Consider the following 10,826-nt stretch of genomic DNA (forward strand, 5'->3'; position numbering starts at 1 on the left):
GATTTAGTAGGCAAATATAGTTTAAAGAGAGAATGGTAGTTGCTACAAATAGGTGGATAATCATGTATTATCTATCAGAAAAGTTGGTTAATTGTTAATAGATAAAAATTTGAGATTTTATAATATAAAATCTCATGTATAGCAAAGTAATAGAATGACGAAGAGGTAATTAGATGAGGTACTTTATATTAGCTGAAGTTCGTGAAAACTATCCTAGTTTAATTAATGGTGAGAATGTATACAACGATTATGTAAGTAAAAAAAGTATGTTGGATTTATGTGATGCACTTAACAGCATGGGATACTGCTGTACTTTTTTTGGAGGGGTAAAAGAACTTTTTGAGGCATATCAAAATAATATGGATATATCTGATATTATATTCATAAACTACAATTATGGACTACCAGCCACATTTAAACGTACACAATGCCCTACCCTTTTAGAATTAATGAAAGCTCAATATTCAGGATCAGATCCTTTTGTATCATTGCTTGTAAACGATAAAGAATATACAAAAAAGGTACTTCGTTCAGTTGATATTCTTACACCAATAAGTATTCTTGTAGCCGATTTAAACAACTTAATAAACAAACTATATATAGCTAATATGCCCATACCGCTTGTAGTAAAACCAAATTGTGAAGGCTCATCATTAGGAATAACTGATGAATGCTTGTGTAATAGTTATGAAGATGCCCAAAATATTGCAAATGTGCTTTTAAGAGATTTTAAAGAAGTTATCATTGAGCAATATATTCATGGATATGAATGTACAGTATGGGTAATTGGCAATTCGAACAAATTTCGCTTAATAGCTCCTTTATTAATTTCCGAAAATGAAACTTATTATTTTGAACACAAGATTTTTACGATGCAAGATAAAGCAAACAGAATTCGTCAATACTCTTTACCTAATGACATACTTGGTGATGAAATAGTAAATCAAATCAGGCACATATCTGAAACAATTTTTGTGGAACTTGGTCTTCGTGATTATGCCCGATTTGATTTCCGAATTTCTAATAATAAAATTTTTTTCATTGAAGCAAATGCATTGCCTGTTTTTAGCAAATCCTCCGAGATAGGAAAAATCTCGCAGTTTTATGAACTATCATATGAAAATATCTGCAAGTTATTAGTTGAAACTGTTAATGACAGATTAATGACAGAAACTGATCAACCATGGGACTAACTCGTCAGAGCCATAGTATATTTCGTTTTTGCCATTCAAAGGAACCGTTTCTTTCATTAATACTACGCAACCTGCTTTTTGACATAGTTTATTGTAGCGTAATGTTTCAGCACCAGAGATATATTTACTTGCATCATTTAAGTACATAGTAGCATCTTCGTTGTTGCCAGATATAATTGCACTAAGTGCAAGTGATAAAAGAATCTTTTTGTGAACTCTATAGTCCTCAATAACAGTTTGCTTTTGTACATAACGATTATACATAGTATCACGTAACTCTTGCACAAATGTTGATTCATCATATGCGTATTGATAACTATTAACAATCAATAATCCTGTCTCGGCAATATGTTGTGCATAGAATGATTTGGCATATAATTGTGCTTCCGAATAATACCTTTTTGCTTCAATAAGTAACTTAGCGTCATGAGTCCTTACATATTCAAACATTTTTACTGTTCCTAAATCCAATAGAGGATAAGCTTGTTCATGCCTATATTCAGAATGCTTAGCAAAAAAATCTACTATATATTCAAATGTTGGTTCGATATATAAACGTTCATCACAAATTGGTTGTCCGTATTTACCATGCTGAAGACGTATCATACATATATTATGCAGACATTTATACATTTCAAGAACTTCACCTAATTCCTTGGCAAGAACATAACCTCTTATCGTATATTCCATTGCTCTATCATAATCAAAACTGTTATTTGAATTTCTATACAATTCAATTAGTCCACTACAAGGAGTGTTTTCATATTTATCAAACGCACTTTCATATAGTTCTTTTGCAAGTTGTTCTTTGTGTTCTTGGTTAAGAGCCATAATTTGACGATTAATAGCTTTTATCTTATCAGATACACTAATACCTATTACTTCAGAAGCACTTTTATATGTATGTGAAGTTTTTGGAGATAATAATATATGTTGAATATCACCTAAAAGCATTAAGTTTTCAAACTCAACTATTCCGCCTAATATATAATAAGTTCCAATTAATTTTTCAGCTGACTGATAATATCCATACAAATAAAGAAGTTGTACATTATAAATTGATATCAGTTTTTCAGGAACTTTACATTTGGAATTAAGGAAATTGTCTATATAATATGCTTTCTTTTCATCTGTGCATTCTTCTAATTGACTCTCTAAATATTCTATTATCAATTCCATAACCTCATTTTCTTCTAACTCTATGGCAAGATTAAGTTTTTGCTCCAATGTGGTATTAATCTGCTTTCTCTGAATAGCTCTATATAATTTAGTTTTATAAAATAATTCTTCTGTTTCAGAGCATCCACTCTTTATGATACTAATTAAAAAGTCATCATTAATCACATATAACGTATGGTCATTATTATTATCGGCAATATAGTTTATAAAATTTCTATTATACAATTGGCTAATTATTTCTGTGGTAATAGGTTCAATCAAATCTAATATATCTATCATATTTTTTTTTGAAAGTGGACTTGGACTATAAGCAAGTGTTCTTAATACTAACATATGTATCTTGCTGAATTCATCAAATCGATGTAGATGGATTTGTTGTGCAGTATTTAAAATTAAGTCTGTCATTTGCTCATCAGTAGAATGAATTGTTTGCCCTTGAAGAAGTTTTATGGTTTCGAACAACATTCCTGCATTGCCATTATATAGTGCAAACAGTTTCTTTGATATGTCAACAAGATATATATCATTTTCAAAAAAAAAGTATTGTTTCAAAATATTATAGAATGCTTCTTTTGAATCGAATCTCTCAATACTAACAGGTGAACAAACACCATGAAATATATCTTTTAATTTATCGCTTTCCCAATTAACTGAAAAATTACATATTGCTATTACTGTTGGTAAGGGCTCCATGATTGAATTCCAATATTCTAAAATCCAAACATATGAATCATAATCGCATCGACTGAAATCATCCAAAAAAATACAATTTATTTGTGAATTTACTTGTTCTCCAAGATAATGAGCAAAGTTATACAAACCAGATGATACATCATTTTTTATAATTAAACTTAAAACGGAAGACAATTGATTCTTTCTTAATGGTGATACATACTTCATACCAATTGCCCTAAAAACCTCGTTTGCGGAAGCGTTTTTCTTTGCATACTCACAAATAATTTCATTTATGATGTCTTCGTTTTCCAGATTTATCGACTGTACAAAAGAACATGCATAATTACCACTTAACCTTGGAGTACAAAAGATAGTATTTTCATACATAGATGATATTTTTTTTGCGAACTCCGTTTTTCCGATTCTACTATCACCAGATAATACTATCCAGGGAGTTGTATGTTCTGTAAGGATTTTATTCATACTTTTAATTGCTATTTCTCTGTCTATAAATTCTCGCATTATGCTGTGACCTTTACTTTCTTTTTTTTCTGATTATATTTAACAACTACCTTGAAACTATGCTTATTTTGTCTGTTCTTATTGTAGTTTATAACTATTTCCATATAGCCATCGGGTTTCAATTGTGTTATATCATTGTCGTACATAATACATGCTTTCTCAAAACAACCATTTCCCGAATTGACAAATTGTATATCTGTTATAAAAATAGATTTATTTGATTTGTTATGTATTACTAATGTTGCACCATTGTTTGTTACTTCTTTAGTCCAAACAGACAAAGTGTGTATTTTGTAATATATAAATATAGAAATTGCTGGAATGCACACAACAAGCAATTCAATCAAACTAATTAATGTATCGAAAATATTCCATGGCAAATTTAAAAACCATTCTGGAAACATATAAATTTCTCCCTCCAAACCACAAAGTATAATTTATATTAGTGACTGATAATACATGATTATCCACCTATTTGTAGCAACTACCATTCTCTCTTTAAACTATATTTGCCTACTAAATCATCAACTTACATAAGAAATTTTTTATGTACGTTAAATTTTCATAATTTTTTGACATGCAAATAAAAGCTCACAATACACTAACATAATAACTCTCTTTACCTGCATATATTAACTAGTCTCAAATGGGGATTACCGCTGGAGAATTCCAACATATCTGAATTATGTGATATTTGTACTAGCTATCGCTTATAACTCATACTCCCATTCATCAAATTACTTTTTCTGTTAATAGATTACTCTCTTTGTCATTTCTTGTCAATTATTTTGTTGGAAATCTTTCTCAAAGGACTGCATTTCCCGGAACATTTCCTTATCGACATAGCAGCCGGCTTTCTCATGCTCAGTCAGATTAATGGCACAGTCAAACTGGTCGATGATTCCATCTATCGGCTGTATCATTCCTTTCCAGCCATCCCCCATAGCATCCTGCAGCCGCTTCCAGTCCGTATACATTCTGACCGCTGCATTATTGTGCTTTCCTTCTATGGTCGGAAGTGAAATCTGCATATCCTTTTTCAGTACTGTCTTGCCATTTTCATCCGGCTCCGGAAAATCTTCTGACGTTTTAGTTGGAATAATAAATCGGGCTTTTGTCATTTCTATGGACAGAAATCTAAAATATAATTTGTAAATAAGTTTCTGCTCGTCTGTTGCCGGCTGCCCAAGCTGAGCAATCAGAAGCATCCATCTTACCAGGTCAGGGTTGGTAACCGGAACGCTAATTTCCGGTATGTTGCTGTAGTCCGGCTCCGGAACAAATTCCGGTGCTGCTATTGCCGTATTTTCATTTACCACTTTGACTCCACAGGCACCATTCATATAAAAACAGTATCCAAGGAAATTGTAAATTGCCTTATGGGAATCATCGTTTTTAATCTCTCTGATTTCATACCGTTCTTCCGGAAATCTGACTTTAAATATATCCTTATATGCCTTAGTCAGAATCCAGATGTCAGGTGGTGTACACATATATGTGCCATCCTGTCGGTCTACCGTCTGGGAAAAAAGTGCCGGCTCACCTGTGATTTTACTGTATACGCAATAAATAGCAGATGCTTCCAATACCTTTTGAACAAGGGATTTTGCAATTACACCAATCCGCTTTCGGACTTCTTCCTTTTCCGCATCATCCTTTGCCGGAATTACTTTCGTTTTATACCACGCATACAAACGCCAGATTTCTGAACAATCCGTAATGCTTAACTCATCAAGTTCTTTCTGTGAAAGTACCAGTTGTTTTGACGATACATAAGTATCTCCCAGACCAGAAATATAGGCATCATGTACTTCTTCTACAGTTGTCGCTCTTGAATATATCATTGTTCCGCATTTTATCGGATACGTTCCTGCCTGCTCCAGTTTCAATCCTACCCGGCAGTTTTCTGCTTCACGCACAGCTTTTCCCTGACCAACTTCTATTCCGAGCACTACTGTCACCAGTATTTCTCCATCATCATCCGAAAAATTACTCATGTAGACAGAATCACCCACCTGTATTTTTCCCTTCAGTTCACCTACAACCACGATATCATCTGTATTTCTAAGGCGGAACTTATCCTGTACTTTTAATACACACTTTCTTGCTGCCTCTTTGGAACTATTTTCCACTGCATTATCTTTATTCTTAAAAAGATGTAACTTTTCCCTGATTCCCATTGCGACCTGCTCCTTTTCGTTCTTCTAATTGTTCTGCTGTCTATCTATGATATATTCCAGCATTTTTCTCGCATTAGCTTTTTTCATTTGAAGTTCAAACAGTCTTTCCTCTTTTTCATCAAAAAACAGATATGCCACATTTCCCGGCATTGCACTAACCCCGTTGATTTGCCCGATTGGGATATTTTTTAGTTTTCTTTCTGCATAGTAAAATACTTCATTTTTCTTTATAAATACTGCCGAATATGTAAAATGCTGACACAAAAATGTTGCAAAACCAAGTTGAACCATACAGCAGCAAAAAAGAAATAGAAATAGTGACGCTATTCCTATTGAAAATAACAGAATCACCCATTCCAAAACGCTAATTATATAAAACAGAATTCCAAATATCCATATTATTTTTTTATCCCCTACATAGATAAATGCTTCTGCTTTATTATTTTTCTGCTCTTTCTTACATTCAAGCATAAACTTTAAATCAAAAATTCCTATCACAAATGCTAAAATTATTAATATAATTAAAAAATATTTCATGCTATCACCTCGTCTAAAATAATCCTATAAAATCCGCCAGTATTAAATATAATGCATACCATATTCCAAAAGCTAAAACTGAAAAACAACTAAAATACAGTAGAATTTTTTCTCTTTTCTCTTCCGCATTTTTTGCCATATCAAATATTCCAATTCCAGCAGCCCAAAACAGAACTCCCAAAAGAAACTTTAACCAATAAATGCATATTATTTCTCTATTTAATGGCATCAATAAATAAAAAACGACTCCAATAATATCAACTACCTGTACACCTATCGCATACATCAACCCCATAATCGAAATTTCTCCATAAGAATGCCACAACCAGGTAAATACATATAAGAATCGATTATCTATCCAAATTTTTCTTCTGCCTGACGGTTTTTCTGAAAACCTAACTATAAACCACATCCAGACAGAAAACATAATACATTTTATGAATAAGTGCATTTTCTTTATCACCTCGTCTGTAAAAACTCTACTACCTTATTCCTTTTTTCTAAAAAGAATCGATATTCTGTTCCATTTCTTTTAACTATGTTTATCTGATTTGTAAAAATACCAAACAACTTTTCCTCTTCTAATTCTCTCCTCCCATATCCGAAATAATATATATCACCTTTGCTCCAAATAATTTCTTCATTTCTTCTTCAAAATTTAAATATACGGTTTTAGCTATATATACCTCTCCGGTAAAATTCATTAAAAACTTGTCCATATTATTTTTATAAATGAAACCATATTTAGAACAATTCTTGTATAATTGATGTTCAACCTTCAGTGTATTTAGTTCTTTTCTATCTTTAACCAATAATCCCGCATCAATTTCTTCAAAAAAGAGTGTTATCCACGGACAATGAACGAATTTGCCATTTTTATATATATTTACTCTTAAATTTCGTCAATAAAGATAGGTATTGGATATTATAACTGACTTCACTTCAGATAAATCTTTCTTTCGTCTTTTAAAATTATGATAATAAACTATTTTCTCATCCTGAATGTAATATCCATCTATGAAGAACCCGATTCCATAAACTAATAAGAACGCAATCCCTACATATTCAAGCAGGACAAGAATTGACACAATTCCATATCTGTCACCAGTAAGTTTTAATATAACAATTATTCCTAAAATTAGACCACAATATATTGCCAGCCCTCTCATTACATTGTGATATACTACTGAAATATAATATTTTTGTTTATTCATCATCTGTTTTCACCAGCTCTAATCACTAATTTTAAAATGAACTATACTCTTGTTCCACCTACAGTTTTGTATACTCTGTCATTTTTATCAAGGCAAAATGTTTCTACTTTTTATTAGCCCGTTCATATTTTCTGAAATAATAATACATCATACCAGCATCGACCCACAAAGAGGTGAACATTGCAAGTTCAAAAAGTAGTACAACTACAATTGCATATGTCTCATTTTGACCCATGCTTTCCAGTTTCGACCCGGTTTGGTTTCTGCATAATCTTAGTGTCATAAAAGTCATTATTGCAACTGATGCGGCAATTTCTTTACCATTTGATCCTTTTTTCTTTCCGTTTTCATACCATCCGTCATGTATTCGTTTTCTTACTAACCAAAAGCATCCAAAATAACACAATGCAATCAGTATTGTTCCCACTATTCCTATTATCAAATAATTATTTGGTTTTCTCATTAACCCAATAAAGCACCATCCATCTACTAAAAAAATCAGTCCCAAAATTTCTCCATGAACAAAACTGCAAAATACACTTCCATATTTTTTCCTCTCCATCCTCCAACAAAGAATCAGAAGACAAATTTCTATTATGGTACAGACTGCCAATACCTTCCATGAATTCAATATTTGCACCCCTAAAAAGATAATTGTTATTAGGAAAAATCCCATCTGATCATTCCATAAATTGGCTTCGTATTTCTTTTTTGTCTTTAAAAAACCTTGTATTTTTTCCATTGTATTCTGCCCCTCTTGGCGATGCCTCTATCTCCTTTTGAATATTTTATATTACTCTTTATTCGCTTCCATATATTCAATTATGTATGTTCCAATTTTTTCCGAATACCATGGTATATCTATCCCTTCTTCAGGTTTTCTTTTCCCTTTTTGATTCAAATATCCCATATATGTCAAGTTATTTGCTGCCCTATGATTTCTAAACCCAACTCTCATCGTAGCATCTATATCTGTTAATATCTTAAACGTTATTTTGGGATTCTGCACCATTGAGGCTATCTCTTTTCCGTTATAATTCCAATCAGTTTCTGATGCTATACACAAACCCGGATTTTTTATTTCCAACATATTTGAAATCCAAAATTCTGCTCTCTTATTAAATAATTCTTTATCTGCTACAACCACATTTCCTTCTTCTAATAACTTTTCTACTTTTTCATATTCTCTTTCTATATCTCTTTCCTTAACTTTTCTACCTCTACCCCACTTATCCATTTTTCTTCTAGCTATAATCCGTTGTTTTCCCGTCTCTCCACCACCAAATAACAAAATTAGTCCCTGTGGCTTTATCTTTTTTTGTAGCAATAATAAAATATTACATGTAATACTATGACCAATAAAATAAATTGGGTGTTCTCCTGTTTCACTTTGAATTTCATTAATCACATCCACTATTTTATTTAACAATTCTTCAAGTGTCATATTTCTGTTGGCTATTATTTTAGTTTCAAAACGAATAACCTGATATCCTTCATTCGTCAACTGCTCTGCCAAACTTTTATACGCGCCCACATTAGATAAATATTCTATTCCATTTGATGTCTTTCTAAATATATTCCCATCTACATCAATTGTAGTAAACACGGTTGCCGGAAAAATATACACCGTTCCTTTTATATCCTTCTTACATTTGTTAGATAATATAACATATTTTGAAAACAGTTCGCATACAATTTCTTTTTCTTTGTGCGATATATAAACCGTTTCACGTACATGCACCTGTTTTGTTTCATTTCTTTTTTCTCTGTATGCTGCTGATACAATGATAAAAATTTCTACAAATAAAATGCCTAGAACTGCTCCACTTAATATATATTGTAAATGAACCTTTAGCCTATAATTTGCAAACAGATAAATACCTACTACCCCGACCGTAAACAACAAATACATAATTGTTCCAATTAATATTACCATATCTACCTTATGTACATTTTCTCCAATCAGTAAAACTTTTTTCAATCCTCGCGGAATATTTTTGATTGTAGTTTTGGTATCGCTATCTTCACTATTAAAACCCCTTATGCCAATTCCTATACCTATGAGCGTTATAATCATGAAAATATAAATAAAATTTGTCACTTTTTTTCTCCTACCTAACAAACCAGACTATCTTATTTCAATAGTCAATCCTTCATTCCAGTATCTATTTCACATTTTTACCCCTTATCATCGACCTGTATATAACCACATATGTTCTTTCTGTTTTTCTGATAAAGCATGTTCCTCATCCATTACACATATCTCCATATATTTTAAATCTTCCTGTATATAAAATATACCTGATAATCCCCATCATGTCCTTCTTCTATTGAAGAAAAATAATAACTTGTATAAGATGATTTTTTTGTATTTCCTGTAACCACATCTCCTCACAGGAATCCTACTCCATCCTGGATTCCCTCTAATATCTGACTGAATGAATTTGCTGACTTTAACTTTTTTAAATCCTCTTCATCCAGGAAAGTTATCAAGCTGCTTTCATCGACATTGGACAATTCAATTCCATAAATCATATAAGCATTTTCCTTTGATTGTATCAGAAATTCATTATCCGTTTTGTAATGTTCAGACTCTTCACTATTCATATATTCCTTCGGTATACTTACAGCAACCTGTGACAAATGTATACCAGAATACTTCCCATAATATGTGCTTATTAAAGTATCTATTAAAATAATTGTCCATAAAATTGCTATTTCTATTGAAAAGCAACGAAGTCCCTTCAAGATTTGTTCTTTCTTATATTTCACTCTAAACATCCTTGTTCTTCTCCTTTGACTTCATTCTGCACTATAATATTTCTGCCTTTTTTGTCAGCCTGTTCATATTTTCTGAAATAGTAATACATCACCGCTAACCTTATATATCCTTTTCTCCTTTACCAAAGAAAAAACTTCCGGTTTATTTACTATTTTCATTTCTGGATTTATAAAAGTCTGGTCTTACAATTATATCTACTCTTACAAATGCACTCATAAATGCAAAAAGCATCGTTGCAACCATAATACAACACCAAAAAAATACTGAACTTTTTTGTTTTCCTAATGCATTAAATAATACTGCTCCTCTGCGTCCAAAAAATCGTCTTCCTACCACACACAAACACGTTAATAAAAATAAACTCATTGTTTCTATAATTTTTAACGTACTTCTTACATTTTTATTTTTTATTACTATTTTTCCAGTTGTTAATAATGCCCCCAAAATTCCCAATATTATAGAAATCACATAACTTATAATACAAATTGCTGTGCTTTTTTCAGGCGGCAAATTTCCCTGCACCATTATTTGTATCGTAAGTCCC

Annotated in this window: 12 protein-coding genes; 1 reads left to right on the forward strand and 11 read right to left on the reverse strand. The window is 31.7% G+C overall.

Translation table 11 applies throughout. The annotated features are described in order from the left end of the window. The first annotated feature begins 173 nt into the window (after window positions 1-173). The gene (locus tag OCV43_RS04065; protein ID WP_262623475.1) at window positions 174-1,193 is read left to right on the forward strand and encodes a D-alanine--D-alanine ligase family protein; all 1,020 of its coding nucleotides are present in this window, start codon (window positions 174-176) and stop codon (window positions 1,191-1,193) included. Here OCV43_RS04065 and OCV43_RS04070 read toward each other — a convergent pair. The 11 genes from OCV43_RS04070 to OCV43_RS04120 form a co-directional block, all read right to left on the reverse strand. Beyond that, on the reverse strand, window positions 1,161-3,569 hold the full coding sequence (locus tag OCV43_RS04070; RefSeq protein ID WP_262623476.1) for a hypothetical protein: 2,409 nt from the start codon (window positions 3,567-3,569) through the stop codon (window positions 1,161-1,163). The two genes, OCV43_RS04065 and OCV43_RS04070, sit on opposite strands and share 33 nt — an antisense overlap. Further along, the gene (locus tag OCV43_RS04075; RefSeq protein ID WP_262623477.1) at window positions 3,569-3,973 is read right to left on the reverse strand and encodes a hypothetical protein; all 405 of its coding nucleotides are present in this window, start codon (window positions 3,971-3,973) and stop codon (window positions 3,569-3,571) included. The genes OCV43_RS04070 and OCV43_RS04075 overlap by 1 nt, the downstream gene beginning before the upstream one ends. A 375-nt stretch (window positions 3,974-4,348) precedes the next feature. Next, the gene (locus OCV43_RS04080; protein ID WP_262623478.1) at window positions 4,349-5,749 is read right to left on the reverse strand and encodes an SseB family protein; all 1,401 of its coding nucleotides are present in this window, start codon (window positions 5,747-5,749) and stop codon (window positions 4,349-4,351) included. A 24-nt stretch (window positions 5,750-5,773) separates the two neighbouring features. Further along, window positions 5,774-6,286 (reverse strand): hypothetical protein, encoded by a 513-nt coding sequence (locus OCV43_RS04085; RefSeq protein ID WP_262623479.1) that lies wholly within the window; start codon window positions 6,284-6,286, stop codon window positions 5,774-5,776. A 13-nt stretch (window positions 6,287-6,299) separates the two neighbouring features. Continuing rightward, the gene (locus OCV43_RS04090; RefSeq protein ID WP_147340198.1) at window positions 6,300-6,581 is read right to left on the reverse strand and encodes a hypothetical protein; all 282 of its coding nucleotides are present in this window, start codon (window positions 6,579-6,581) and stop codon (window positions 6,300-6,302) included. A 286-nt stretch (window positions 6,582-6,867) separates the two neighbouring features. After that, complete coding sequence (locus OCV43_RS04095; protein WP_118087608.1) at window positions 6,868-7,098, reverse strand: hypothetical protein; 231 nt, start codon at window positions 7,096-7,098, stop codon at window positions 6,868-6,870. 90 nt (window positions 7,099-7,188) lie between these two features. Continuing rightward, window positions 7,189-7,503, reverse strand: a complete 315-nt coding sequence (locus OCV43_RS04100) for a hypothetical protein (RefSeq protein WP_118087609.1) — start codon at window positions 7,501-7,503, stop codon at window positions 7,189-7,191. Window positions 7,504-7,603: 100 nt separating this feature from the next. Next, window positions 7,604-8,242, reverse strand: coding sequence for a hypothetical protein (locus tag OCV43_RS04105; protein ID WP_262623480.1), 639 nt, complete (start codon window positions 8,240-8,242; stop codon window positions 7,604-7,606). A gap of 51 nt (window positions 8,243-8,293) precedes the next feature. Beyond that, window positions 8,294-9,601: an esterase/lipase family protein gene (locus tag OCV43_RS04110; protein ID WP_262623481.1), complete on the reverse strand. Its 1,308-nt coding sequence runs from the start codon at window positions 9,599-9,601 to the stop codon at window positions 8,294-8,296. Between the two features lie 290 nt (window positions 9,602-9,891). Beyond that, window positions 9,892-10,281, reverse strand: coding sequence for a hypothetical protein (locus OCV43_RS04115; RefSeq protein WP_262623482.1), 390 nt, complete (start codon window positions 10,279-10,281; stop codon window positions 9,892-9,894). A 142-nt stretch (window positions 10,282-10,423) separates the two neighbouring features. Then, window positions 10,424-10,826: hypothetical protein (locus OCV43_RS04120; RefSeq protein ID WP_262623483.1), on the reverse strand; the 403-nt coding region annotated here is incomplete at its 5' end.

This window comes from Roseburia amylophila (assembly GCF_025567465.1).
Taxonomy (GTDB): domain Bacteria; phylum Bacillota; class Clostridia; order Lachnospirales; family Lachnospiraceae; genus Roseburia_C; species Roseburia_C amylophila.

Coding starts and splice junctions, on each gene's coding strand:
- OCV43_RS04065 (WP_262623475.1), top strand. CDS start 174: ATGAGGTACTTTATATTAGCTGAAGTTCGTGAAAACTATCCTAGTTTA.
- OCV43_RS04070 (WP_262623476.1), bottom strand. CDS start 3,569: ATGCGAGAATTTATAGACAGAGAAATAGCAATTAAAAGTATGAATAAA.
- OCV43_RS04075 (WP_262623477.1), bottom strand. CDS start 3,973: ATGTTTCCAGAATGGTTTTTAAATTTGCCATGGAATATTTTCGATACA.
- OCV43_RS04080 (WP_262623478.1), bottom strand. CDS start 5,749: ATGGGAATCAGGGAAAAGTTACATCTTTTTAAGAATAAAGATAATGCA.
- OCV43_RS04085 (WP_262623479.1), bottom strand. CDS start 6,286: ATGAAATATTTTTTAATTATATTAATAATTTTAGCATTTGTGATAGGA.
- OCV43_RS04090 (WP_147340198.1), bottom strand. CDS start 6,581: ATGGGGTTGATGTATGCGATAGGTGTACAGGTAGTTGATATTATTGGA.
- OCV43_RS04100 (WP_118087609.1), bottom strand. CDS start 7,503: ATGATGAATAAACAAAAATATTATATTTCAGTAGTATATCACAATGTA.
- OCV43_RS04105 (WP_262623480.1), bottom strand. CDS start 8,242: ATGGAAAAAATACAAGGTTTTTTAAAGACAAAAAAGAAATACGAAGCC.
- OCV43_RS04115 (WP_262623482.1), bottom strand. CDS start 10,281: ATGTTTAGAGTGAAATATAAGAAAGAACAAATCTTGAAGGGACTTCGT.